We start from the raw sequence: 26,756 nt of genomic DNA, 5'->3' as shown, positions 1-26,756 counted from the left end.
ATTTGTTTAATTTCATACGTTAAAGCCAAATAAAGCTATATGGTGTTTAATACAGTTTTTATTATTTTCCATACCTGCGTTTAGTTCAGATGTATATGCATTTATCTCATCAAAATTTTTATCCATTCCCACAATGAAATTTTTAAAAATGCCTGACTCCCTAAAAAATTCGTTGCAAATGACAGTTATATTTCTGGTCGTGTCACCGTAATCAATTTTGACACCATTAGATTTTGCAATACGGACGTAATGTTCAATAATATATTTGGCTCTCACAAAGGTATGTGGATGGGATTTTTCTTTAGTATAAAAGTCCGTACTTAGGCTTTCTGGTTCAAAAGGGTAAATTTTACCATATAGAAAAAGTAACTGTGTAATGACTATACTAGCAATTCCTAAATACATCAAACGCTTGTAATTGTTATCATTTTGATACTCTTTAGGTATCTGTTCCTGAAAAAATTGTTGAATATAAACACTTACAAAACCGCATCCGTTTAGGTCTGCATCGTATTCAAATACGTGCTTTTCAAAAGAAAATTGAGAATCTGTTGGGTACTCATTCATCGTGAAAGGCTTACCTCTGTATTGAACTAAATGCGAAAATTCGTGAAAGAAAGTAAAAATCGTTGACGACTGAAACATCAAAAATTCGAGACTATTTGGAGTAATTTTTTGTAGATTTTGAAACGCAGTCCAATTTGTTTTATCAAAAAACTGTCCTTTTCTCCCTAGTTTATTGTACAACGCCTCCATATAGGGTTTTGAAAACCTAATACGGTAGGCGTTTCTGCCTTTACCTGCTCTTGCGTTAATCTTATAGGTATCCCAGAAATAAAAAAAAGCTGGTTCAATATGAAATCTACCACAATATTCATTTATATTATCGATGCACCAATCAAAGTATCTTTGGTAAAACGATTCGATTGGGTCTCCAATAAAATCATAAATTTCGTCCTCTGGTATTCCTATCGATAACAGTTCTTTTTTATATTTAGTAAAATCGATTTTCTTCATTGGCTAATAGTCTATCTTTCAAAGATAAAATATATAGCAACACATTTACTACCTAGATTACCCTTGTAAATATATTAATACGCTTTGCTGCAGAATTTTTTAAAGGGTCGCTAACATGTTTTTTGGTACGCTCTAAATGCGGCATTTCAAAGAATAGTTTTTTAAATTCATGGATACTATTTTGCAAAGAATTGTTTTGTGAATGCTTAGCAATTACAGCTTCTAATCCACCGTGATTTTTGTAAATGTGCTGCAAGCTTTTTATAAACTGAACAAAATCAGCACCATTAAATGTGCGGTGCACAAAGTCGCTTAGGTGTTTTAAATCTGAGTCTTGGTGTTGTGTAATAAAATCGTATGGTGCGTGGTCCATTAAACGCATCATCTTTTTTGCATTATTAATAATGCTTTTACGATTGCCCCAAGCTATAGTAGCTGTTAAAAACCCAGCAATTTCAATATCTTCTTTTTTAGAAAATTGATGTGGTATTTGTATAGGATCGCTCTCAATAAATTTTGGGTTGTTATAGAGATTGACTTTTTCTTCTAGGAAAGTTTTGAGTTCTTGTTTTTTGAGCTTTGGCATAGGTATTGCAAACATATTAAACATTTTCTTTAACTTCTTATATTTTATAAACCTTTAAGTCTTCAATGAAATACTATTTAACCTTTATTTTTCTTTGCCTATTTATAAATGTAACTAGCCAACAAGGGGTCAACTATCTAAAGTTAATGGAGCGATTGGTTTTGGTTGACTCATCAGATATAAAAAAATGTTTTAAAAACGGTAAGCCTAAAGAATGTGGATCTATAAAGTATTATGAACATAAGGACTACGTTTACGAAATGAAGGTTGGCACATTCAAGAGGTTTCACAGGGATGGCTCTAGTTCATTCTATTATTTCGATAAATGGGGAACAGATTTACTCACGCACCATTATGATGCAGATGATAATTTAGTCATGGAATGGACAACTACTAAAATCGAAACCACAGCAGCAACTTTAGATGAGTTCTTCGATTCAAGAGATCATATTACGTATAACGTCTCTTTTAAAGATTATAGTTACGACTTTAAAGATTGTAAATATTACCTGCGCAAAGAAGGACATTATTCTAATGGAAAGAAGAGTGGTCTTTGGAAGTTTTATCTATCCACTAGAGAATTGCAAAAAAGTAAGCAATATTAATAGTAAAAATTACGTAGTTCTACGTATTGATTTCGTGAGATTTCTGTGCTAACTTTGTTTATCAAGCGTTATGGACGATTTTAACTGTCCATATCTAATCGATAAGCGTGCCATTTTTTTTTAATACCTAAAAATAATTTCATTTTTTTCAGGAGATATAAAGCTATAGTAATTTAGTATATAGAACGGTATATAAATTGTTAGAAATTTGCTAGCTGTTATGCTAAAAAGTATAAAATTGCTATGAAAAAGATTTATTACGTTTTTAGTGTTGATTATATGTTAGTTAGTGAAAGTGGTTTGTGCATGCAGACCACTTTTTTTATTCTAGATATTTTAAGCAATTTTTTGTCCTAAATAACTACATTTGCACTCTGAAATTTAGAGTCTAATTAAAAAGATTCCCGCCTCAGCGGGAAATGTATATGAAAGCCGGAATTGTAGGATTACCAAACGTAGGAAAATCAACTTTATTTAATTGTTTATCTAATGCTAAAGCACAGAGTGCCAACTTTCCGTTCTGTACCATAGAGCCTAATATTGGTGTGGTTAATGTACCAGACCCAAGGTTGTCTAAATTAGAAGAGTTGGTAAACCCAGAGAAGGTGGTTCCTGCAACAGTAGAAATCGTAGATATTGCTGGTTTGGTAAAAGGAGCGAGTAAGGGAGAAGGTCTCGGCAACCAATTCTTGGCAAATATTAGAGAGACAGATGCTATTTTGCATGTACTGCGATGTTTTAATGACGATAATATTGTCCATGTAGATGGGTCTGTAGATCCCATTAGAGACAAAGAAACAATAGATATGGAATTGCAGCTAAAAGATCTTGAAACTGCAGAAAAAAAATTAGATAAAGTAAAGCGTGCAGCAAAAACAGGAAACAAAGAAGCTCAAAAAGAAGAAGCGGTACTCTTAAAAATAAAAGAAGGTTTAGAAGCTGGCGCATCTGTAAGAGCTTTAGAGTTTTCGGAAGAAGATTATGCAGAATACGTAAAACCTTTGCAGTTTATTACTGATAAGCCCGTTATGTATGTGTGTAACGTCGATGAAGGTGCAGCTAATACTGGCAATGCTTATGTAGACAAAGTAAAAGAAGCGGTTAAGGATGAAAATGCAGAAGTGTTAGTCTTAGCGGTTGGTACAGAAGCAGATATTAATGAGTTAGACGACTATGAAGAGCGCCAAATGTTCTTGGAAGATATAGGCTTAGAAGAACCAGGCTCAGCAAAATTAATTCGCTCTGCTTACAAGTTATTAAATCAGCAAACCTATTTTACAGCTGGCGTTAAAGAAGTGCGTGCGTGGACTGTTAGTATAGGCGCTACTGCACCACAAGCTGCAGGAGTCATTCATACCGATTTTGAAAAAGGCTTTATTAGAGCAGAAGTTATTGCTTACAACGACTACCTTTCTTACGGAAGTGAAAGTAAGGTCAAAGAAGCTGGTAAGATGCGTGTAGAAGGCAAGAATTACATTGTTAAAGACGGTGACGTTATGCACTTTCTATTTAACGTTTAAAATTCAACAGGACGTATTTAAGTTTTATAGCACGTTTTAAATAGAGTTTGCTAGCTTGCAAAGCTTCGTCTTAGAACGTGTAGTTTAAACCAATACCTTGGTAATTATCTCCAAAAAGGGTCTGACCTCCCGTAGGTGTAAGGCTGAAATTTGATTCGTTACGTTTTTTATTGAAATGAGGTACAAAATAACCCGTTAATGCGCCAATGCCGTAACCAATTAACGTGTCAGTAAGAAAATGTTGACCAGCCTCTATTCTTAAATATCCCACTATGGCAGGCAAAACTATTGCTCCTGTCCATACATAAGGAATCCCTGGTGAATTTGGGTTGAAATCTTGATACACCTTGGCAACAAAAAAAGTTGCAGTTGCAGTTGCAGCAGTATGTCCCGAAAAAAACGAACGTTGTCCACTGCCGCTTAAACGTCTGTTGATATCAACATCATTGGAGTATACATAGGGACGACTCTTGTTAACTAAACCAGCTGTAATCCCATAAAGTGACCCTGTTGTAGCCATGCTCTTTAGAAATAAACCAAATACTAAGCCTCCGTTATCATTCACTTCATCATCAAAAAATAATACAAGGGGTGCAGCAAACGATAAATAAAATGGAATGTCGCTAATTTTACTGGCAGTTTCAGAGTCGTTACCAACAGCCCATCGATCTAAAAAATTGATATTATTTTGGTTAGTTAATTCTGTGTTTAGTTTATCTTCAGATATGCCATTTTTATTTACGACAAGATATAACCCTGTGGCGGAGCCAACTAAGGCGGTTGCGGTGTAGATACCATCCTTATTCCAATTCCAATTATAAGGGCTTGTGTTTTGGCTATTTATATAAGCGGAACTAAGAAAAATTAATAAAGTAATCTGCATAAGGGCTTTCATAATTTAGCTTTTAAGGTTAATGCAAAAATTATTATTAATACAAAATGTTATTGACCCAAATGATATAGAGATTGGCTCAAATGACATAAGATTAAATAGCCACTTTATAATGTTAAGATTGGATTTGAGTTTAAGTTTTTTTGAAAAATCAAAAGTGAGGTGCCTTGTGGTTACGGCTATTTAGTATATGTTTTTAAGTATTGGCTTATTAAAGAGATATTTTCAAAATTATCGTTAAAAATTACAACTGAACATCGTAATTCTGCATCTTTATTTTAGTCTTATTATAAAGATTGAGATACTTTAGTTTTGTGAACATAAAATCAACCTTTATTTATGGTGTTTTACTCGGAGTTCTAGGGATTATTTTGTTTTCTTCTAAGGCAGTGATGGTGAAATTGGCATATAAATACAACATCGATGCTTTAAGTATGTTATTGCTACGTATGTTTTTTGCCTTCCCGTTTTATGTTGTGATTGCGGCTTATTATTCTCGTAAAGATACTAAAGTTACAATAACTAAAAAAGATCGGTTTTGGCTCGTATTTTTTGGCTTTGTAGGTTATTATTTAGCGAGTTATTTTGATTTTGTTGGGCTTACTTATATAAAGGCAAGTTTAGAGCGGATCATTTTATTTGTTTATCCCACTATTGTTCTGTTGTTTAATAAATGGTTTTTAAGACAGCAGATTACTAAGCATCAAAAGCTTGCCATTTTAATAACATATTTGGGTATTTTAATCACCTTTGGTAGTGAAGTTCAGCTTTCTGGAAATAACACGTATTTAGGTGGTTTTTTGGTATTGCTAAGCGCTTTAACTTATGCATCTTATTTGGTGGGTAGTGGTTGGTTAATTCCTAAGTTTGGAGTCATGCGATTTACAGCTTATGCTATGCTAGTGTCTTGCTTATGTGTTTTTATACATTATTTAATATTCTCTAGAGTAGATGTTTACAATTATCCTTGGCAAGTCTATATGCTTGGGTTAGGTATAGCCATTTTTGCAACTGTGATTCCGTCGTTTTTGGTCTCTATTTCTATTAAAATGATTAGTTCTTCTAATTTTGCAGTTATTGCAGGTGTTGGCCCAATTTCAACAATTATTCTAGCAGTTTTATGTTTAGATGAGCAGTTAACACTTGTTCAAATATTAGGAACTGCTGTTGTAATTTTTGGAATAGCATTGATTTCAAAAAACAAATCAAAATAAGCTTTTAAGTCTTTATTTGTAGGTAATAGAAGAATTTTAAGGTTCTCAACAATATTGAAGCTTTATTGTTAATTACTTTCGTAAAACCATATTTCATCTTTTATGGTATAGTCTTATATTAGCGTTCTATCAAAAAAAGTCGTCTTAATTTCTATGGCAGAACAAACCAAATATACCGAAGATAATATACGCTCACTCGATTGGAAAGAACATATCCGAATGCGACCTGGTATGTATATCGGTAAACTCGGTGATGGATCCTCTCCAGATGATGGTATTTACATTCTGCTTAAGGAAGTACTAGATAATTCCATTGATGAGTATGTAATGGGAGCTGGTAAAACTATTGAAATTTCTATACAAGGGGAGCGTGTTATAGTGCGAGATTATGGTCGTGGTATTCCGCTAGGTAAGGTTGTGGATGTAGTCTCTAAGATGAATACTGGTGGTAAGTATGATTCTAAAGCCTTTAAAAAATCGGTTGGACTTAATGGTGTAGGTACAAAAGCTGTAAATGCCTTATCTAGTTATTTTAGAGTAGAATCTACACGAGATGGAAAATCTGCTTCTGCAGAATTTGAAACGGGAGAACTTAAAGATCAAGATTTTTTAGAAGATACCTCGCGTCGTAAAGGTACTAAAGTAACCTTTGTGCCAGATGATAGTATTTTTAAGAACTATAAATACCGCAGTGAGTATGTTGTAAAAATGCTTAAAAATTATGTGTACCTCAATCCAGGGTTAACCATAGTTTTTAATGGTGAAAAGTATTACAGTGAAAATGGCTTAAAGGATTTATTGTCTGAAAATATTAACGAATCCGATTTGTTGTATCCTATTATTCATTTAAGAGGGGATGATATAGAAGTTGCAATAACACATAGTAAGACACAATATAGCGAAGAATACCATTCGTTTGTAAACGGACAGAATACCACCCAAGGCGGAACGCATTTAGCGGCCTTTAGAGAAGCCTTAGTAAAAACGGTGAGAGAGTTTTATGGAAAGAGTTATGACGCTTCAGACATTCGTAAATCTGTTGTAGCAGCCATTGCCATTAAAGTTATGGAGCCTGTGTTTGAGAGTCAGACCAAAACCAAGTTAGGATCTACAGATATGGGAGGCGGTTTACCAACCGTAAGAACTTTTATTAATGATTTTATAAAAACTAAATTCGATAATTTTCTGCATAAAAACCCAGATACGGCTGAAAAAATACAGCGAAAAATTCTTCAAGCTGAGCGCGAACGAAAAGAATTATCTGGTATTAGAAAACTAGCTAAAGACAGAGCAAAGAAAGCAAGTCTTCATAATAAGAAATTGCGAGATTGTCGTATTCATTTTGGAGATACTAAAAAAGATGGCTATTTAGATACAACCCTGTTTATTACTGAGGGTGATTCTGCCTCTGGTAGTATTACAAAATCTAGAGATGTAAACACACAGGCCGTTTTTAGTTTAAAGGGAAAACCTCTAAATTCTTATGGTTTAAGTAAAAAGATTGTTTACGAAAACGAGGAATTTAATCTGCTACAAGCAGCGCTTAACATTGAAGAGTCTATTGAGGATTTGCGCTACAACAACATTGTTATTGCTACAGATGCCGATGTAGACGGTATGCATATTAGATTATTACTAATTACGTTTTTTCTTCAATTTTTTCCAGAATTGATAAAAGAAGGTCATTTATACATACTTCAAACGCCTTTGTTTAGAGTGCGTAATAAGAAGAAAACTATTTATTGTTACTCTGAGCAAGAGCGAAGAGACGCCATAGAAGAATTAAAACCTAAGCCTGAAATCACCCGCTTTAAAGGGTTGGGTGAAATTTCACCAGATGAGTTTAAGTATTTTATTGGTGAAGATATTAGGTTAGATCCTGTGATGTTAGATAAGGAGATGTCTATAGAAGAGTTATTGTCGTTCTACATGGGTAAAAACACACCGACAAGACAAGAATTTATAATAGATAATCTTAAGGTTGAATTGGATGTAGTAGAATAGCTGTAAAAAGTGCTGTAAAATTATGTAATCTTATCACAATATTTTTACGGTTATTTTAATATGTTAGCTAGTGTAGCTAAATTATGACGATTATAGGATTAAAAAAAAATAAGAACGTTTACTTTAGGATTGGCGCTGTATCATTAACAAGTTTTGCAATTCAGATGATAAAGAATTCAATCAAAAAGAGAAAAAATAAAGGGTACTTGAGTAAATGAGTGAAGACAATAACGAACACGAGCAAGAAGAATTAGCTTCAAATCAAAATAAGGATTCCCAAGAAACCATCACAAAAGTTACTGGGATGTATAAAGACTGGTTCTTGGATTACGCCTCTTATGTGATTTTAGAACGTGCAGTGCCAGCAATTGAAGATGGTTTTAAGCCTGTACAACGACGTATAATGCATTCCATGAAGGATTTAGATGATGGGCGTTACAACAAGGTAGCAAACATCGTTGGGCATACCATGCAATACCATCCGCATGGAGATGCTAGTATTGCGGATGCTATGGTGCAGATTGGTCAAAAAGACCTGTTAATAGATACCCAAGGAAACTGGGGAAATATATTAACTGGAGACCGAGCAGCAGCCTCACGATATATTGAGGCAAGGTTATCTAAGTTTGCTTTAGATGTTGTGTATAATCCTAAAATTACAGATTGGCAAGCCTCTTATGATGGTAGGCGCAAAGAACCAATAAACCTGCCTGTAATGTTTCCTTTGCTTTTAGCTCAAGGAGGAGAAGGTATCGCCGTTGGTTTATCAACAAAAATTTTACCGCATAATTTTATTGAGCTTATTGATGCATCGGTGAAGCATTTAAAAGGTAAACGTTTTACCATATTGCCAGATTTTCCAACGGCAGGTATAGCAGACATGACCAACTATAATGATGGTATGCGTGGCGGAAAGGTGAGGGTGCGAGCAAAAATTGCGCAACACGATAAAAATACACTAGCCATTACAGAGATTCCTTTTGGTACAACGACGTCGTCTTTAATTGATTCCATTTTAAAGGCGAATGATAAAGGGAAAATTAAAATAAAAAAGATTGAGGATAATACAGCTGCTGAGGTAGAAATATTAATTCATTTGCCCTCTGGTCTGTCGCCAGACAAAACCATTGATGCCTTGTATGCTTTTACAAACTGTGAGACGTCAATCTCACCGTTAGGTTGTGTTATTGAGGATAATAAACCACTCTTTGTTGGTGTTTCTGAGATGTTACGTCGCTCAACTGATAATACCGTTCAGTTATTAAAGCAAGAATTAGAGATTAGGCTTAATGAATTTGAAGAACAATGGCATTTTGCATCGTTAGAGCGTATTTTTATAGAAAATAGAATCTATAGAGATATAGAAGAAGAAGAAACTTGGGAAGGCGTTATCGCTGCTATAGATAAGGGTTTAAAACCACATATTAAACATTTAAAGCGCGCTGTTACTGAAGATGATATTGCAAGACTAACCGAAATACGAATTAAACGAATTTCTAAATTCGATATCGATAAAGCACAGCAAAAGATAGATGCATTAGAAGACCAAATAGCTGAGGTAAAACATCATCTCAAAAATCTTATAGATTATGCAATAGCTTATTTTGAAAGATTGAAAAAAGATTATGGTGAGGGTAAAGCGCGTAAAACAGAATTAAAGATTTTTGAAGATGTTGATGCCACAAAAGTGGTGATAAGAAACACCAAACTCTACGTAAATAGAGAGGAAGGTTTTATAGGGACTTCTTTAAGAAGAGATGAATATGTTTGCGATTGTAGTGATATAGATGATATCATTGTTTTTACCAAAGAAGGTAAGATGATGGTAACTAAGGTAGACTCTAAAACCTTTATCGGTAAAAACATTATCCATGTTGCCGTATTTAAGAAAAAAGATAAGCGTACAATTTATAATATGATTTATAGAGATGGCAAAGGAGGACCATCTTACGTAAAACGTTTTGCAGTTACTAGTATTACTAGAGATAGAGAGTATGACTTAGCTAACGGTAACAAAAACTCTATGGTTTGGTATTTTTCTGCTAACCCTAATGGTGAAGCAGAGGTAGTAACCATTTTATTACGACAAGTAGGTAGTATTAAGAAGCTTAAGTGGGATTTAGATTTTGCGGATATACTTATTAAAGGAAGATCTTCTAAAGGAAACTTAGTGACTAAATATTCTGTAAAGCGCGTAGAACTAAAAGAAAAAGGGGTATCTACATTAAAACCAAGGAAAATATGGTTTGATGATGCTGTGCAGCGTCTCAATGTAGACGAACGAGGTGAACTTATTGGTGAATTTAGAGGTGAAGATCGCTTATTGGTTATTACACAATCTGGAATTATTAAAACCATAATACCCGAACTAACTACGCACTTTGATGGTGATATGATTGTTTTAGAAAAATGGATACCGAAAAAACCTATTTCAGTAATTTACTATGACGGTGAAAAAGAACGGTATTATGTAAAGCGATTTGTAGTAGAGCAAGAAGGTAGAGAAGAGTTGTTTATATCGGACCATCCAAACTCACAATTAGAAATAGTATCAACAGATTGGAGGCCAGTTGCTGAGGTAGAATTTACTAAAGAACGCGGTAAAGAACGTAAACCGAGCATGGAAGTTGATCTTGAACAATTTATTTCAATAAAAGGCATTAGTGCGCTTGGAAATCAATTAACTAAAGATAAAATAAATCAGGTTAGTTTGCTTGCTTCATTACCTTATGAAGCGCCAGAAGAAGTGCACGCGGATGATATTGAAGTTGTAGATGAGGAGACTGTAGCTGTAACTTCTGATAATGATAAAACAGCGCTCGATAACCCTAAAAGTCAAAATAAAGACAATGAGGCCAACGATGACGATTCTGATTTAGATATTGATGATCAGGGTCAGGTTACAATGTTTTAATTTTAGCTTATCTATGCTTTTTCTTTTTGGTTTTAAAGTTTAAGAATTCTACAAATAATGAAAAGGTTATTGCGAAATAGAGGTAACCTTTAGGTATTGCGCCTACGGATTTTTCGAAAATTTTAGTGTGCGATAAATGGGCGGCCTCTGTAATGAGCATAAATCCAATTAGGATTAAGAAGGATAGTCCTAAAATTTGCATACTTGGATTGCGGTCTATAAACTTACGAATCGGATTAGCAAAGCTTATCATTACTGCAATGGAAATAATTACGGCAATAATCATTAGAATTAAAGTGTAATTATTGTTAGGATGCAAACCGTTAGTCATTCCTACAGCTGTTAATATAGAATCAACCGAAAATATAAAGTCAATTATAAGTATCTGTGTAATGGCATGTTGTAAAGATTTTATAGCCCTAGATTTAACATTCTCTTTATCATTAGAGGGTGTTTCTACCTTTTCTCGGATCTCCTTTGTACTTTTATAGATTAGAAATAAACCACCAGCGAACAAAATTATAGCCTGCCAACTTAATGCAATAGCTAACCAACTAGAGGTGTATTTGTAAAAAGGGGTACTTAATCCTACTAAGAATGAAACAAAGAATAGTAGTACGATACGCTGCACCATTGCAAGAACAAGTCCAATGTTAGTCGCCTTATTTCTCTGGTGTTCTGGTAATTTATTTGCTGCTATAGAGATAAAAACAATATTGTCAATACCTAGTATAATTTCTAAAAAAGTTAAGGTAAGCAGTGCTAAAAGCGCATCAGTAGTTAATAAAAAATCCAGCATTTTATTTAGTTAATTTTATGTGCAATTCCTTTTTCAGTACGTTGTGGTCTGTTCGGTTTCTTTACCGCGAGTTTATACTCAAAAGTATATGCATATTTGCCTTCAGTAGATAAGATTTTCATATGAATAGGGTCTTTTTCTGCATTTGTCTTTGGGTTTAATTTCTTTAAAATAAACTCACATTCATTGATCCAGCGTATAGAAGAGCTGTCAATCTTTCCGTTGTAATAATCTATATTAAGTGTTTCTGTTCGTTTAAAACGACCTGTTTTTTCAATACCATCTATAGTGTAATTAAATTCAAATTCACCTGTTTTAAAATCAGTACAGTTACGCTCAACTTCATAACACCCAATAAAAAGGAAGGCTAAAAAAAGACAAAAAAAGTATTTCATAATCTTATTTTGAGCAAAGGTAAGCAATAAGAGGATTCAGTTAAGGTAGGTAGGATTTAAAAGTACCGTCTTTATAAAAAATAACTATTTTTTCAATATCTGAGTTTGCGCTAGTAATGGGTTGAGGTGCTTTTGGAGTGGGTGTAATATTAGGTTCGGTATTTTTAGAGATATATATAGTGTTAGGAAAATTACCTTTGCCATTTAGTAACCAGTACAATTCTACCTCAGGACAAGCGTGGAGTACCTTCATTACAAACTCTAAACTAGGTTTGTTTCTTCCTGATAAAATATGAGAAATACTAGAGCGTTGTACGCCGATTTTTTCAGCAAAACCAGATGCAGTTTCGTCGTAATAATCAATGACTATTTGGAGTCGTTTTGTAAATTCCTCTTGGTTTACCATTGTAAACTTTTGTTTTTAATAAATAACGATACAAATGTAAACTATAGTATTTAAAAGTAAGCCATTTTCTTTAAAATAATAGAATTAAACTTAGATAAACACTTTAATTAATATCTTTAAAATATTGATTTTTAATAAAATAATGTTTGTATCAATAGATTGTAATTTTTTTTACAATAGCCGAGTAGTGCTATAATGTTTAGCCGTATTAAATTGTATACAATTGTTATCTGTGTATTAGAAATTGAAGTTTACAATTGTAAAATGTCAAATGATTACATTTGTAACAACAACTAAATTTATTATGTTTATAGACCGTTTAAATAGTTATTATTCATTAGTAAAATCTCCAGAATTATTTGGTCGTTACATTACTAATTCACACATAGAAAAATGTTTAACTAAATATTCACAGGAAGATATTTCTGTAGTAGGAAAATCAGCTGAGAATAGACCTATTTATGCTTTAAAGTTTGGTAATGGGCCAAAGAAAGTTTTATTGTGGTCTCAAATGCATGGTAATGAATCTACTACCACAAAAGCGTTGTTTGATTGTTTTGCTTTGTTCGTTACTAACAATGATATACCAAATGATATATTAAGCAATTGTACCTTATTTGTAATTCCAATATTAAATCCAGATGGTGCAGAACGTTATACGAGGTTGAATGCATGTGGAGTAGACCTTAATAGAGATGCGCAAAATTTGTCGCAGCCAGAAAGTGTAGTATTAAGAAGTGTTTTCAATACTTTTAAGCCAGACTATTGTTTTAATCTTCATGGGCAGCGTACTATTTATAATGTAGGTACAACCAATACGTCATCGGTTTTGTCTTTCTTAGCGCCTTCACAAGATAAAAAGCGATCAATTACAAGTACTAGAAAAGTGGCTATGTCTATTATTTCTCAAATTAACAAGAGTTTACAGGGTCAGATATTAGGTGGTGTTGCTCGGTACGATGATGGTTTTAATTTAAACTGTGTTGGTGATACCTTTCAGTCCTTTAATGTGCCTACGATTTTATATGAAGCTGGGCATTATCCAAAAGACTATAATAGAGAAGTGGTTAGAAAGCTTATGTTCTTTTCTATTTTAAAAGGGTTAAAGGTGATTGCAGATGGCGTTGATCCATCGGTATCGGATGATTATTTCTCCATTCCTGAAAATGGAACGTTGTTTTACGATATTCTTATTAGAAATGTGACGGTTAAAGCATTGAATAATTCCGTACAAGATATTGGTATTTTATACAAAGAGGCGCTTATTAATGGGTATATTGAGTTTATGCCTGTAGTTGAAGCGATTTCTAATCTAAAAGCTTGCCACGGCCATAGAGAAATTGATGCAAAGGGCAAAAACGTATTTACAAAAGAAAATTCTGAAATAAAGGTAGGTAACGAAATCGATTTCGTATTATTAAATAATGAGAAAATCTCGCTAAAACTGTGACATAATCAAAAAATAATAAACATTTCTATTTTAAATTGCTTTATTTTGTCGAGAAATTGATAATTATTAAATTATGGCTAAGTTTAAATTGGACGAAATAGATCATCAAATTTTGGATATGCTAATAGATAACACGCGTATTCCATTTACAGATATTGCAAAGAAATTGTTAATTTCTGCAGGTACAGTTCATGTACGTGTTAAAAAAATGGAAGAAGCAGGTATTATTAAAGGATCTTCATTAACTCTAGATTATAAAAAATTAGGATATTCATTTATTGCATACGTGGGTGTGTTTTTACAAAATACCTCTCAAACTAAGTTTGTGTTAGAGCGTATTACAGAAATTCCATATGTTACTGTCGCACACATAACTACTGGTAAATTTAATATCTTTTGTAAAATAAGAGCGCATGATACCACCCATGCCAAGGATATTATCTTTCAGTTAGATGATATTGATGGCGTATATAGAACTGAAACTATGATATCATTAGAAGAAAGTATTAATGATAAAAAACGCTTAATGCACAAGATATTCAATGAATTATAATTTTTAATTCTAGACTATTTAAGATACTGTCTATAATCTATATTTCTGTCAAAAAAGGAACTGCCGCATAAATTAATGATAATGAGGTAATATATTTCTGGCGGTTTTATTTTTTTAGACAGTATTTTTTATTTTAAATCATAAACTATGAAAATATCTAATAAAATACATAAAGAAGAATATAATCCTTATTATAAAACGTACATAAACAAGGCTACCGATTTAGACCTTATTAAGGGCTTAAAAAGCAATTTAGAAAGCCATACAGACTTTTATAGTAATATCGCCCTAGAGAAGCATAATTATGCCTACGCAGAAGGTAAGTGGACTATAAAGCAAATTCTACTTCATATTATAGATACTGAACGTATATTTGCATATAGAGCATTACGAATTGCAAGAAGAGATGTAACTCCTTTGGCTGGTTTTGAGCAAGACGATTATATGTTAAACTCAAATATTAAAGAAAGAACTTTAAAAAGTTTAATTGCCGAATATAGGGCTGTGAGACACAGCACTATTGCGTTATTTGAAAGTTTCACCCAAGCCGATTTATTATTTATAGGGCAAGCTAGTGGTTCACCAATTTCAGTAAGGGCAATTGGCTACATAATTATGGGTCATGAGAATCATCATAACACTGTTATCTCTGAGCGTTATTTGTAGCTTAAGTAGTTTTAAAATTTTTATAGTAAGTAAAAGCTTCTAAAATTAAGTCGTTACTGACCTCACAATCTATTTTAGGTTTGCCTATAGCTTCAAGTAGAACAAACTTTATAATACCATGGCTATTTTTTTTGTCGTGCTTTAAAAGTTTGATAATTACCTTTTGATCATCCTCAGTAATATCTACCTTAGTAAAGGTTTTTAACAGACCTTGTGTAATGTCTTGTAACTCATTAGTGCTTAAGTTTAGTAGTTTATGGGATATGTAACTTTCTAAAATTAACCCAACAGCTATAGCTTCGCCATGTAATAGAGGTATTTTATCTGCATTGCCTAAAAAGTAGCTTTCTATAGCATGGCCAAGTGTATGCCCAAAATTTAAAATTTTTCTGAAACCACTCTCAGTAGGATCTTCAGAAACAACCTTGTTTTTAATACCAACAGATTCATGGATTAATTCATCTAAATCGTTAAGATCTAATTTTTCAAAATTTATAAGACTTTGCCAGTAATTTTTATCATATATTAATCCGTGCTTAAGCATTTCTGCATAACCAGACACCATGTGGTTAGCAGGTAAACTTTCTAAGAAAGCGGTATCTACAAGTACCATACTGCCTTCGCTAATAACTCCAACCTGATTTTTAAGCACACCCAAATCTACACCTGTCTTCCCTCCAACAGAAGCATCTACCATAGCTAATAAAGATGTAGGTACGTTAATGTAATCAATACCTCTCATGTAGGTGCTCGCTACAAAACCACCTAAATCTGTAACAACGCCACCACCTAAATTAATAAGCAAACTTTTTCGATCCGCATGGTATTCAGAAAGCGCTTCCCAAACCCCTGTGCAGATATCAATTGTTTTATGATCTTCTCCTTCTGGCATTTCCATAACTTCAACTATGGTATCACCAGATTCCATATTAGCCAACAAATTGGGCAAGCAAAGATCGTGTGTATTGGTATCTACAAGAATAAAAATGCTAGAAGGGTTTGAAGATTTTATATACGCGTTTAGTTCATTATAAATATTTTCGTTAAAATGAACTACGGCATTCTTTGTGTTTATAGACCTCATAGGGTTAAATAGTAAGGAATTTATTACGGCAAAAATACCTCCTTTTTATAGAAAAAAGTACTACTAGAATTAAATATATTTGTATATCTATTATCCTTTATAATGATCGATCACTCACTATTTGAAAATACAGCAACAGCATTTTCGTTAAAATCCGACTCAGAATTAGAGCGTGCCTACTTTTTATTTAAAATGATATCTTCTCAACCATTGGTTAGAATTGGTACAGCAGCTACTAATTTTGCGCTCAAAGCTAATTTGCCTGTTGAAGGTTTAATTAGATCAACAGTATTTGATCATTTCTGTGGTGGTATTAATGAAGAAGATTGTCTTCCGGTAATAGATAAATTATACACCAAGGGAGTTAGTTCTGTTTTAGATTATTCTGTAGAAGGTAAGGAAACCGAAGCCCAATTTGATAACGCTTTAGAAAAGATACTAAAGATTATTCATTTTTGTGATGAAAAAGAAGCTATGCCAATAGTGGTCTTTAAGCCCACGGGCTTTGGCAGATTTCGTCTTTACCAAAAAAAGACCGAAGGACAGGTATTTACTGAGCAAGAAGAACAAGAGTGGAATAGAATTGTAGAACGCTTTGATACAGTTTGCAAGCTGTCTAAAGAAAAAGATGTTGAAGTATTGATAGATGGTGAAGAAAGTTGGATGCAAGGCGCAGCAGATGATTTAGTGGAAACAATGATGCGTAAGTATAATATAGATAAAGCTATAGTATATAATACATTGCAATGCTATAGATGGGATAGGCTAGATTATCTTAAGTCACTTCACCATAGAGCCAAAGTCAATGGTTTTAAGGTTGGTATAAAAATTGTCCGAGGTGCTTACATGGAAAAAGAACGCGAAAGAGCAGAAGAAAAAAACTATACATCGCCAATTTGTAAGGACAAGCAAGCTACGGATAACAATTTTAATGAAGCTTTAAAATATATGCTCAATCATTTAAATGACATGGCCATATTTATAGGGACACATAATGAGCGTAGTTGTTATTTAGCTATGGAAATTATGAATACCTTAAATATTAATAAACAAGATAATAATGTTTGGTTTGGTCAACTTTATGGTATGAGCGATCATATAAGCTTCAATTTAGCAGCCAATGGCTATAATGTAGCTAAGTATATCCCTTTTGGGCCAGTTAAAGACGTTATGCCTTATTTAATAAGAAGGGCAGAGGAGAACACTTCTGTAGCTGGACAAACTAATAGAGAGTTATCACTTCTAAAAACCGAAAGAAAACGTCGAAAAATTTAAATCTTAAGCAACTTTATCTTTTAGTATTAAGAATAGCTTTCTGAATTTATATAAATATTCACTCACAGAGTGCCCTTCATGATATTTAAATAAAGTCACCAAGAATTGTGGATTTTTAATATAGTGATCTCGTTTTGGTGTTTGTATAAAGGAGGTCATTGCGTTTCTACCAATATTAAGAATACCATCGGTATTAAATGATTTAATCTTATTATCAGATGCTGTCATAGCTTTATAGCCAGCTTTCTTGGCTATTGTTATGCTTTCTTGATTAAAACCACCACCTGGCCAACAAATAAAATCCACTGGCTTATTAAGTTTTTCTTGCAGTATTCTTCGGCTCTCAGCAAGCTCATAGGTATAACGATCTTGCATAGCCTTATCCGATTCTAATTTGCCAGGAAGTTCTTTGAGCTTTAGATTTATTTTTTCTATTAATGCTTTTTTGTCAACGGGCTTATCGGTGTTTTTATATTCATCAACACAATATTCAATAAATTTTTCATCAGGCATATATCTACGCACTCTTAAAGCTCTGTCAAATTCAAAAATAGGTCTACCATATTTTGTAAAATCAGATTGAGATTGATCTTCGTTTATATAGTATGGTTTGCGTTTAGGTTGCGTTAGCCATGGTAGCCAATTGTATTTTGGTTGTCCTGTATAAATGTCTTTAATTTTGTCGGAATAGTAATAAAAGTTATGACTCATACTATGTGATTGAATATCCATAACACCTGAGTCTTGTAATACCTTAAGCTCTGCCCAATTACAAAATCCAAGTGGTCTAAGGTCAGATTTATTTACCTTGTTATTCCAAACATCTTCTAAATTGTGTCTAATATTGGTTTCATTTTGAACAAATTCTGGATTCACAAAAATAGTCCCCTTTAAGCCATATTTTTTTAATATTGGATAAGCGTATACCCAGTTATCTAAATAACCGTCATCAAAAGTGAGTACGACCTTTTTTTTGGCTGTTGGATCTTTTATCCAATCGTCAAGAAATATAGTTTCGTAATTATTATTTACTAAATACTTGCAAAAGTTTTCAAAATGATCTAGAGAAATGGATAACCACTTCCTATACCAATTTTCATTTTCACAACCAACACTATGAAGCATTAGAGTTCTCATGGATAAATTATTTTATTTAGAATTTGAAAAAAAGTTGTACCACTTCTTTTTCTGGGCAGGGTCTGCTCCATAGCCATAACCATAGCCATAACCTTTTCTGCCTTTTTTAACTCCGTTAAGTAGCATGGTCATGTTTGGTATACGATTTTCATTATATAAAGGCTGCGCTACATGTGCTAACTGTCTTTTGTCTACATTGTTAGCACTGGCTACGTAAACAAACATGTCTGCAAACTTAGCTATCAGAAGGGTGTCACTTACCAATCCTACAGCGGAGGTGTCCGCAATAATGTAGTCATATTTAGTTTCAAAATAGTTAAATAGTTCTTCTACACGGTCACTCATTAATAACTCAGATGGGTTAGGAGGTATTGTGCCAGAAGGAATGATATCTAAAAAGGGGTTTTCTTTATGTTTAAAAACTACATCTTGAGGCTTTATAGTTTTATCCGCAATGTAATCTGAAAGCCCTTTTTCGGGTTTTTCTTTAAACCCTAAGTAATCTAGAATTTTAGGAACTCTAATATCCATTTCTATTAGCAGTACAGACTTATTAGAAAAAGAAATTGAAGAGGCTAAATTTGTACTTGTATGAGACTTACCTTCTTGTGCTTTGGTAGATGTTATAAATAGCTTTTTGGCTCTTCCTTTTACGTCTTTAAGAATGAAATCTATATTGGATCTTACAATTCTAAAGGCTTCTGCTTTAGGAGAATAATCTACTTTTTTTACCAATTTTTCTTTTTTAGATGTTTTAGGGATGTCTCCTAAAAATGGGATATCATCTAATAAATCTTCGAGATCTTTCTTAGTATATATTTTAACATCTAAAAGATCGATTAGGTAAATAAAGCCTATAGGGATCATACAACCTAAAATAAATGATGCTAAATATATTACGGTCTTATTTGGTGCAACAGGCAAGTATGATGAGTGTGCGCTGTCAATGATTTTTGCATTTGGAGAATACATACCAAAGCGTATGGCAGATTCTTCGCGCTTTTCTAAAAGATATAAATACAATGATTCTTTTATATCTTGTTGTCTTTGGATCCCTCTAAATTTTCTTGCTTTTGACGGTGCTGTGTATAACTGACCGCTTACACGTCTGCTTTCGCTAGTTAAATTATTAAGCGTAAGCTCAGAGGTTTTCTTAATACTTTGAAGCGAGTTTTTTAAGTTATCTTTTAAGCCATTAATTTGGTTATTCAGTTGAATAACAACTGGATTCTTTTCGCTAGAATTTCCTAAAATTCTATCACGCTGCGCTACAAGCTCATTATAATTTCTAATAATTTGAGCCGTATTAGAATCATTAATATTAATTTCTGGTAAGAGATCACTTATTTTACTATTATCATTTACTTCTTCTTCAAGATATTTTATGGTTTGTATGTTAGTTGAAGTACTATTAATCTGCTGCTCAAGTTGTTTTTTAGTCTGAAGGTTTAAATCCGTTTGTGAACTTAAGGCGGTGATGTTATTTTGTTGTTGTAATAGTTCTGCATTAGATTCTACCTGGCTTAATTCTTTGGAGACTTGGTCTAATCGTTTATTAATAAAATCAGTAGTTACTTTAACAACCTCTTCTTTGTCTTTTAAAACATCTCTATTGTACTCTAAGATTAACTGATTTAAATAATCTACAGCTTTTTGGGCTACCGTTTGTTTTAATTCGAGTTTTAAAACACTAGAACCCTTTTCTGTACCTATGCCTATGCTGCCAGAGTATTGGTCTATTAATTTTCTTAAAGGGCTAACGGTTATTTTTAAATTAGTACCAATAATTAAACCATCAGGGCCTAGATTTGGTGTTATAACGTAGCCACCATATCTTGTATTAACTTTATCTCCAAAGGCATAAACTTTTCCTTCGGAGTCCTCCCTGTCTAATAAAGATCGCTCTTTTCCTTTAAATAATATATACTCTGTTTGAGATTTAATTTTAATATTAATAGCAGTTTTAAGTTGATCTATAACTGAGTCACTAGCCAAAAAGTTAATTTTAACAGGTGAGTTTTTATAGTATTCTTGTTCTTTAATTTTACCATCTGCAAAATATCGGATATTAAGATCTAATGTTTTAATAATTTTTTCAGCAATGGCTCTAGATTGAATAACTTTTATTTCGTCCTTAACTTTATCTGTACCCTGCGCAAACAAACCTTCACTGCTAAGACTCTCAAGGCTTGGTAGTTTTTTAGATTCTTTTTCGTCCTGTATTTTAATTGTAGCAACAGCTTTGTACTCATAAGCTGTATAACGTAAATAAGTAAACCCTAAAATTAGGGCAATAACAACAGACAAGAGTATCCATTTCCAGTATGAAAAAAATAGCCCTATGGTTTGCTTAATGTCTACATTAGATGTTTTCATAGATTAATTGGTAGTAAGGTAGTATTAATTTCTTAGTATAAATACAGCAACTATTGTAGTTAATGTACCTATTGCTGAAATAAGTACACTATTATTTTGGTTAAATGATGATGCTCTAATTCTTGCATTGTTGGGTTCTACATAAATAACATCATTTTGTTGTAAATAATATACTGGAGAATTCACTGCATTTACTGAGGTTAAATCTACTTCAGCAAATCGTTTTTTACCGTCTACCTCTCTAATTAAAAGAACATTTTTACGTTTACCAAAAATGGTTAGATCACTGGCTAATCCTAAAGCCTCTAATAACGTAATTCTTTCATCTTGTATAGTAAATGTACCAGGATTACTCACTTCACCTAAAATTGTAACCGTAAAATTGGCAAGCCTTACATTAACAATCGGGTTTTTTGCATATTCACTAATACGTTCAGTTAATAGAGCGGTTAACTCGGTTCTGTTTAAGCCAGCCACTTTAATTTGTCCTAATACGGGAAATTCGATATTACCATAATAATCTACAAGATAGGTTTGCATTTGCAAGGCACCCTGAGCACTAGTAATATTTGAAGAGTTACTTGCTACCAGAGCCAAATTAAAGGGTTGAACAGCAGCTGGATCTAAAGCCGATACATTAATCGTTAAAATGTCATCTGGCTTATAAATAATCTGTTTCGGTTCTGACATTAGAACTCCAGCATTATCTAAAGGTTCATCCTGAAAATAAACAAGATTCTTTTTTGATCCGCAAGAGTAAAGCGATAAAATAGTAATAATTAGTATAAGAAGATTACGTGTTTTCATTATTATAAATATTCGATTTCGTTAATTATTTTTTTGTGTCCAACACTTCATAAGTGGAGTTGTTAGAAATGTACTCTGGTATTAAAGCTTTAATAATAGATACGATTTCTAAGGGTTGAGATAATGAATTAATAGACGTTAATTTGTTTATTTTACTTACAGTCTCATCAAGGTTAATCTGTCTTGATTTTGCAATCATTATTTTTTCGTGGTAGGTTTTCTTAGTGTTTTCTCCATCGGCTAAGAGTTCTTCATAAATTTTTTCGCCTGGTCTTAGTCCTGTTATTTTTATATCAATATCCTCAGGATAACGAAGGCCCGAAAGAATAATCATGTTTGTAGCTAAATTAAATATTTTAATAGGTTCACCCATGTCAAAAACAAAAATTTCACCACCATTACCCATTGCAGCAGCCTCTAGTACGAGCTGGCACGCTTCTGGTATAGTCATAAAATATCTTGTAATATCCTTGTGCGTTACTGTTAAAGGGCCACCATTTTCTATTTGCTTTTTAAAAAGCGGAATAACAGAGCCATTAGAACCTAATACATTGCCAAAGCGTGTGGTTATAAATCTGGTATGACCTTTTCCTTTAAGACACGTCACATAAAGTTCTGCAATTCTTTTTGTTGCACCCATAACGTTTGTTGGGTTTACTGCTTTGTCGGTAGATATTAAAACAAACTTATCTACACTATGTTTTACAGCTGTATCAGCAACATTTCTTGTACCTCCAATATTTACTGTTACAGCTTCAAAAGGATTGTTTTCCATTAGTGGAACGTGCTTGTAAGCTGCTGCATGAAACACAATTTTTGGCTTATACTGATCAAAGATTTGATCAATTCTCGTTTTGTTACGGACATCCGCAACAATGGCCTCTATATTACTAAGTCCTAATTGTCTAAATTCTTGCTGAATATCATATAAGGCTGATTCAGCATTATCAATTAATATCAACTTTTTATAATTGTATAGACTTGCTTTTCTAGAAATTTCGCTTCCGATAGATCCTGCGGCTCCAGTAATGAGTATCACCTTATTATCGTACTGATCTTCTAAATCTGGGTTTTTAATATGAATAGGCTCTCTTCCTAAAAGATCTTCAATTTTCACCTCTTTAATTTGGCCTATATTAAGATCTCCATCAATCCAACTTTGCACAGGAGGGACTATTTTAACTTTTAATCCAAGTGAAAATAAGTTGCCGGTAATTTGTAGTAGTCGTGTAGGCTCAATATTTTGAATAGAGATAATTACATCTTCTACATCGTACTTTTTAATAAATGCTTTATCTATTGCATCAATTTTATTAACCTTAAGAAGGTTTATTTTTTTACCTACTTTACGTTCGTCATCATCTATAAAGCCAACGACTCTAAAACCATTTTTTGCATCGTTCAAAATGGCGTCATACGTAAGCATGCCCGAGCTACCTGCTCCAAAAATTAAAACATTAGACGTTTTTCTTGCATCCTGTGTAATGTAATTATACAAGGACTTAATAAATAGCTTAGCACCTATTAAAAACAAAATGTTTAAAAGTAAGTGGATATATATAATTGCACCTGATATATTGAAAATTGTATTTGTACCATAAAATTTTCTACATAAAAATGTGGTGCATACAAGTATGGTTGCAAGGATGTTAGCACCGATAATAACGTTTAAGATGTCTTTAAAACCTGTAAACCGAACGACACCTTTATAAGAACCAACAGCAAGTAAACTAATTGTTGCAACACTAAAAACATAAGGGATTTGTCTTAAGAATAGATCAAAATCAAAATTAAATTGAAAATTAAATCTAATGAGGTGAGCAAAGAAAAACGTAACTATTATAACACAAAGGTCAAATAAAAGTACAAGCCACTGAGAGGCATATCTCTGTGAAATTCTATTTAAAAATTTAACTAACATACCGCAAAATACATATTTATAGTATAAATTACTCTATCTAATTCTTCATTAGTTAAATTTGAACCACTTGGTAAACAAAGTCCTCTTTCAAATAAATCATCAGATACGCCATTAATATAGCTTGGTGAATCTTTGAAAATGGGCTGTTGATGCATTGGTTTCCATAAAGGTCTAGATTCAATATTCTCTTTTTCTAAAGCTAGCCTTAAGCCTTCTCTTCTATCTTTTGAATCTAACAGTATGCAAGATAACCATCGGTTAGAGAAATGACCTTCTGGTTCATTTAAAAACTCAATTTCGCTTATAGTTTTAAATGCCTCTTGATATAATTTATGATTTGCGCGTCTTTTTGCGACATGACTATCTAATATCGTCATTTGTCCACGACCAATACCTGCTACGATGTTAGACATTCTATAATTATAACCAATATGTGAGTGCTGATAGTGTGGAGCATTGTCTCTAGCTTGAGTCGCTAAGAAAACAGCTTTATCTTTTAGGTCTTTAGTTTTAGCAACTAAAGCACCTCCTCCTGAGGTGGTAATGATTTTATTTCCATTAAAGGATAGGATTGCTAATTCTCCAAAAGTACCGCAGTTTTGGTTTTTGTAATGACTTCCGAGAGATTCTGCACTATCCTCTATTATAGGGATGTTGTATGCTGCGGCAATTTTGTTTATCTCGTCTGCTTTGTAAGGCATACCGTAAAGATGCACCGCAATAATTGCTTTTGGTTTTTTACCGTTTTTAATTCTGTCTTTTATAGCGATCTCTAGCTGTTCTGGGCATATATTCCAAGTTTCTCTTTCACTATCAACAAATACAGGTGTTGCTCCTTGGTACACTATAGGATTTGCAGATGCAGAAAATGTTTTACTTTGACAAATAACTTCGTCGCCATAAGTAACACCAAGTAATATTAAACTCAAATGTAAAGCGGAAGTACCAGATGCCAAAGCAGCTATATGTCTATCTTCATTAAGATAAGATTGGAGATCAGCTTCAAATCCATTAACATTAGGTCCTAATGGAGCTACCCAGTTGGTATCAAAAGCTTCGTTTACGAACGTTTGTTCTTTGCCACTCATGTGAGGTGAGGACAACCATATTTTAGGTTTCATAAGCAAAAATTGTTAAGTAATTTACATTACCGTTCAATTTCATGTCTTAGAGGGATTTGGGACACGATTTAAAATCGGGTTCAATATGCATTAATATTATGATACTGCCCAAATAAACACGATAAAAGGTAAAAATTCACGTTTTTAAATGCCTCAAAGACAAGTTGCAAAGCTAATAATTATGATATGGTAAACCAACGAATTTTAAGTATGATGTAATCATTTTTGTATTCATTTACTGCCATGTTTTTACATTCATATTTAGTAATTAATCTATAATGTATTACTTTAACTAATTAATATGCTGTACATAGGAACAATTGTTGATAGTTCTATGACAACAGTATATTTATTTTTTTTACATATATTGTGAATATTATTTTGCCCTTAACTCAATAACATGAACATTTTAATCACTTCCGCAGGAAGGCGAGTTTCCCTAGTTCGAGCTTTTCAAAAAGAGCTGAAGAAGATTTACCCAGAATCTAAAGTATATGCTTCTGATTCTCACCCAGAGCTTTCTGCTGCCTGCCAAGTGGCTGATCATTATTTTGAAGTCCCTAGACTAGATGACGAGCTATATCTTGAAGAGTTTGTTGGCTTATGTCAATCAAATAATATAAAGCTTATTATACCGACTATAGATACAGAATTGCTCCAGCTTTCGGAAAATAAAGCACGTTTAGAAAAAGCAGGTATGCTAGTAGTTATATCTTCCATAGATTTTATTAAGAAATGTCGTAATAAAAGACAGATTCATCAATTTTTTGAAGATAAAGGCATACAAACGGCTGAAGAGTACGAAAAAGATAATTACTCTTTACCAATGTTTATTAAACCTTATGATGGTAGTAGAAGTGTTGATACGCACGTGATTAACACTAAAAGCGACTTAACTGATTACCATTTTGAAAACGATAAATTAATGTTTTTAGAATACCTAAATCATGATGACTTTACTGAGTTTACCTGTGATTTATATTATTCTAAAGATAGCCAACTTAAATGTGCAGTGCCAAGAAAAAGGCTTGAGGTAAGAGATGGAGAAGTCTATAAAGCTCTTACAGAAAATAACGCCTTGGTAGAATATATTAAGGAACATCTCAAAACTATAGGAGGTGTTAGAGGTTGTGTTACAGCTCAGTTTTTTATGCACAATGATGACGATTATCAAATCTATGCTATTGAAATAAATCCGAGATTTGGTGGTGGATATCCATTGTCTTATCTAGCAGGAGCAAACTACCCAAAATGGATTATTGAAGAATATTTTCTCAACATTGTGATTGATGATAAATTTGATTCTTGGGAAAGCGATTTGCTAATGATTAGATATGATGACGAAATTTTAGTACGTGGATATAAAGGTTAATAAAAATACCGTCATTGTCTTTGACCTAGACGACACTCTTTACAATGAGTTAGATTTTTTAAAATCTGCGTATCAATTTATTGCTAAACAACTCCAGCCCAAATACTGGGAACCATTATACGCTTCAATGTTCTCTTTGTATCGTAACAAGGAAAATGTTTTTGAGATTCTTAGCTCAAAACACAATATTGAAAAACAATTACTTATAGAAATGTATCGTAATCATGTGCCAAACATTAACTTGTTTGAAGGTGCATTAGAAATTATTGAGGCAACAAAAGTCAAGGAAGGAAAAATAGGAATCATTACAGATGGTCGTTCTAAAACTCAAATGGCAAAAATTAAATCTCTTGGTATTGAAGATTTAATTGGCAAAATTGTAATCTCAGAAGATTTGGGCACGGAAAAACCTAATCCAAACAACTTTAAAGCTATTGAAACTCACTTTCCAAATAGTACTTATTGGTATATTGCAGATAATTTAAAGAAAGATTTTGTAGCACCAAATGCTTTAAGTTGGAAGTCAGTTTGTCTTTTAGATAATGGAAAGAATATTCATTATCAGTCTTACAAATATATGGACAAAGAATATCAGCCAAAGGCTTTTATTCAATCTTATAAAGAAGTAAATATTATTTAAAT

23 protein-coding genes and 1 pseudogene are annotated in these 26,756 nt (G+C 32.9%); 12 read left to right on the top strand and 12 right to left on the bottom strand.

Going from position 1 to position 26,756, the window contains the following annotated elements; translation table 11 throughout:
• Window positions 1-12 precede the first annotated feature (12 nt).
• Entirely contained in the window at window positions 13-1,017 is a 1,005-nt protein-coding gene (locus Q0800_RS07750) for a hypothetical protein (RefSeq protein ID WP_299128741.1), read from the bottom strand.
• Between the two features lie 61 nt (window positions 1,018-1,078).
• A pseudogene (locus tag Q0800_RS07745) lies at window positions 1,079-1,603 on the bottom strand (DUF2400 domain-containing protein); the annotation flags it as partial.
• 65 nt (window positions 1,604-1,668) lie between these two features.
• Here Q0800_RS07745 and Q0800_RS07740 point away from each other — a divergent pair.
• Together Q0800_RS07740 and ychF are read left to right on the top strand one after the other, a co-directional pair.
• A complete protein-coding gene (locus Q0800_RS07740) occupies window positions 1,669-2,208 on the top strand; it encodes a hypothetical protein (RefSeq protein ID WP_299128739.1) in 540 nt (179 codons plus the stop codon).
• Between the two features lie 425 nt (window positions 2,209-2,633).
• A complete protein-coding gene (ychF, locus tag Q0800_RS07735; protein ID WP_299128737.1) occupies window positions 2,634-3,728 on the top strand; it encodes a redox-regulated ATPase YchF in 1,095 nt (364 codons plus the stop codon).
• Between the two features lie 70 nt (window positions 3,729-3,798).
• Here ychF and Q0800_RS07730 read toward each other — a convergent pair whose 3' ends face one another.
• Complete coding sequence (locus Q0800_RS07730; RefSeq protein WP_299128735.1) at window positions 3,799-4,623, bottom strand: phosphatase PAP2 family protein; 825 nt, start codon at window positions 4,621-4,623, stop codon at window positions 3,799-3,801.
• 19 nt (window positions 4,624-4,642) lie between these two features.
• Between Q0800_RS07730 and Q0800_RS07725 the strand changes: the two genes are divergently transcribed.
• The 4 genes from Q0800_RS07725 (at window position 4,643) to Q0800_RS07710 (ending at window position 10,752) form a co-directional block, all read left to right on the top strand.
• Complete coding sequence (locus Q0800_RS07725; protein ID WP_299128734.1) at window positions 4,643-4,807, top strand: hypothetical protein; 165 nt, start codon at window positions 4,643-4,645, stop codon at window positions 4,805-4,807.
• Window positions 4,808-4,934: 127 nt separating this feature from the next.
• A complete protein-coding gene (locus Q0800_RS07720) occupies window positions 4,935-5,834 on the top strand; it encodes a DMT family transporter (RefSeq protein ID WP_299128733.1) in 900 nt (299 codons plus the stop codon).
• Between the two features lie 153 nt (window positions 5,835-5,987).
• Entirely contained in the window at window positions 5,988-7,838 is a 1,851-nt protein-coding gene (locus Q0800_RS07715) for a DNA topoisomerase IV subunit B (RefSeq protein WP_299128732.1), read from the top strand.
• 214 nt (window positions 7,839-8,052) lie between these two features.
• On the top strand, window positions 8,053-10,752 hold the full coding sequence (locus tag Q0800_RS07710; protein ID WP_299128730.1) for a DNA gyrase/topoisomerase IV subunit A: 2,700 nt from the start codon (window positions 8,053-8,055) through the stop codon (window positions 10,750-10,752).
• A gap of 7 nt (window positions 10,753-10,759) precedes the next feature.
• Here Q0800_RS07710 and Q0800_RS07705 read toward each other — a convergent pair whose 3' ends face one another.
• From Q0800_RS07705 to Q0800_RS07695, 3 genes are read right to left on the bottom strand one after another with little or no spacing between them, the layout of a single operon-like run.
• Window positions 10,760-11,551 carry a TerC family protein gene (locus tag Q0800_RS07705; RefSeq protein WP_299128729.1) on the bottom strand — a complete coding sequence of 264 codons (792 nt, stop codon included), beginning with the start codon at window positions 11,549-11,551 and terminating at the stop codon, window positions 10,760-10,762.
• Between the two features lie 5 nt (window positions 11,552-11,556).
• The gene (locus Q0800_RS07700; protein WP_299128727.1) at window positions 11,557-11,946 is read right to left on the bottom strand and encodes a hypothetical protein; all 390 of its coding nucleotides are present in this window, start codon (window positions 11,944-11,946) and stop codon (window positions 11,557-11,559) included.
• Between the two features lie 40 nt (window positions 11,947-11,986).
• On the bottom strand, window positions 11,987-12,352 hold the full coding sequence (locus tag Q0800_RS07695) for a helix-turn-helix domain-containing protein (protein WP_299128725.1): 366 nt from the start codon (window positions 12,350-12,352) through the stop codon (window positions 11,987-11,989).
• 271 nt (window positions 12,353-12,623) lie between these two features.
• On the opposite strand from Q0800_RS07695, the gene Q0800_RS07690 reads away from it, so the two are divergent.
• The 3 genes from Q0800_RS07690 (at window position 12,624) to Q0800_RS07680 (ending at window position 15,021) form a co-directional block, all read left to right on the top strand.
• The gene (locus Q0800_RS07690; RefSeq protein ID WP_299128723.1) at window positions 12,624-13,802 is read left to right on the top strand and encodes a M14 family zinc carboxypeptidase; all 1,179 of its coding nucleotides are present in this window, start codon (window positions 12,624-12,626) and stop codon (window positions 13,800-13,802) included.
• A 73-nt stretch (window positions 13,803-13,875) separates the two neighbouring features.
• Complete coding sequence (locus tag Q0800_RS07685) at window positions 13,876-14,355, top strand: winged helix-turn-helix transcriptional regulator (protein ID WP_299128722.1); 480 nt, start codon at window positions 13,876-13,878, stop codon at window positions 14,353-14,355.
• A 147-nt stretch (window positions 14,356-14,502) separates the two neighbouring features.
• Window positions 14,503-15,021: a DinB family protein gene (locus Q0800_RS07680; RefSeq protein ID WP_299128721.1), complete on the top strand. Its 519-nt coding sequence runs from the start codon at window positions 14,503-14,505 to the stop codon at window positions 15,019-15,021.
• A 1-nt stretch (window position 15,022) separates the two neighbouring features.
• Here the strand turns inward: Q0800_RS07680 and aroB are convergent, their stop codons facing one another.
• Window positions 15,023-16,105 (bottom strand): 3-dehydroquinate synthase, encoded by a 1,083-nt coding sequence (gene aroB / locus Q0800_RS07675; protein ID WP_299128720.1) that lies wholly within the window; start codon window positions 16,103-16,105, stop codon window positions 15,023-15,025.
• 102 nt (window positions 16,106-16,207) lie between these two features.
• On the opposite strand from aroB, the gene Q0800_RS07670 reads away from it, so the two are divergent.
• Complete coding sequence (locus Q0800_RS07670; protein ID WP_299128719.1) at window positions 16,208-17,380, top strand: proline dehydrogenase family protein; 1,173 nt, start codon at window positions 16,208-16,210, stop codon at window positions 17,378-17,380.
• 3 nt (window positions 17,381-17,383) lie between these two features.
• On the opposite strand, the gene Q0800_RS07665 is transcribed toward Q0800_RS07670, so the two are convergent.
• From Q0800_RS07665 to Q0800_RS07645, 5 genes are read right to left on the bottom strand one after another with little or no spacing between them, the layout of a single operon-like run.
• The gene (locus Q0800_RS07665; protein WP_299128718.1) at window positions 17,384-18,517 is read right to left on the bottom strand and encodes a polysaccharide deacetylase family protein; all 1,134 of its coding nucleotides are present in this window, start codon (window positions 18,515-18,517) and stop codon (window positions 17,384-17,386) included.
• A gap of 12 nt (window positions 18,518-18,529) precedes the next feature.
• Window positions 18,530-20,893, bottom strand: coding sequence for a tyrosine-protein kinase family protein (locus Q0800_RS07660; protein ID WP_299128717.1), 2,364 nt, complete (start codon window positions 20,891-20,893; stop codon window positions 18,530-18,532).
• 24 nt (window positions 20,894-20,917) lie between these two features.
• On the bottom strand, window positions 20,918-21,700 hold the full coding sequence (locus tag Q0800_RS07655) for a polysaccharide biosynthesis/export family protein (protein WP_299128715.1): 783 nt from the start codon (window positions 21,698-21,700) through the stop codon (window positions 20,918-20,920).
• 25 nt (window positions 21,701-21,725) lie between these two features.
• Window positions 21,726-23,621 carry a nucleoside-diphosphate sugar epimerase/dehydratase gene (locus tag Q0800_RS07650; RefSeq protein WP_299128714.1) on the bottom strand — a complete coding sequence of 632 codons (1,896 nt, stop codon included), beginning with the start codon at window positions 23,619-23,621 and terminating at the stop codon, window positions 21,726-21,728.
• On the bottom strand, window positions 23,615-24,742 hold the full coding sequence (locus Q0800_RS07645) for an aminotransferase class I/II-fold pyridoxal phosphate-dependent enzyme (protein ID WP_299128713.1): 1,128 nt from the start codon (window positions 24,740-24,742) through the stop codon (window positions 23,615-23,617). Before Q0800_RS07645 ends, Q0800_RS07650 begins: the two co-directional genes overlap by 7 nt.
• Window positions 24,743-25,142: 400 nt before the next feature.
• On the opposite strand from Q0800_RS07645, the gene Q0800_RS07640 reads away from it, so the two are divergent.
• Both Q0800_RS07640 and Q0800_RS07635 read left to right on the top strand, forming a co-directional pair.
• Window positions 25,143-26,114, top strand: coding sequence for an ATP-grasp domain-containing protein (locus Q0800_RS07640; RefSeq protein WP_299128712.1), 972 nt, complete (start codon window positions 25,143-25,145; stop codon window positions 26,112-26,114).
• Entirely contained in the window at window positions 26,098-26,754 is a 657-nt protein-coding gene (locus Q0800_RS07635) for an HAD family hydrolase (protein ID WP_299128710.1), read from the top strand. The genes Q0800_RS07640 and Q0800_RS07635 overlap by 17 nt, the downstream gene beginning before the upstream one ends.
• Window positions 26,755-26,756 lie beyond the last annotated feature (2 nt).

The organism is uncultured Winogradskyella sp. (assembly GCF_937958655.1).
In the GTDB taxonomy this organism is placed as follows: Bacteria; Bacteroidota; Bacteroidia; order Flavobacteriales; family Flavobacteriaceae; genus Winogradskyella.
Note: the sequence above shows the minus strand (reverse complement) of the source record. Positions and strands in the feature narration are given on the sequence as shown.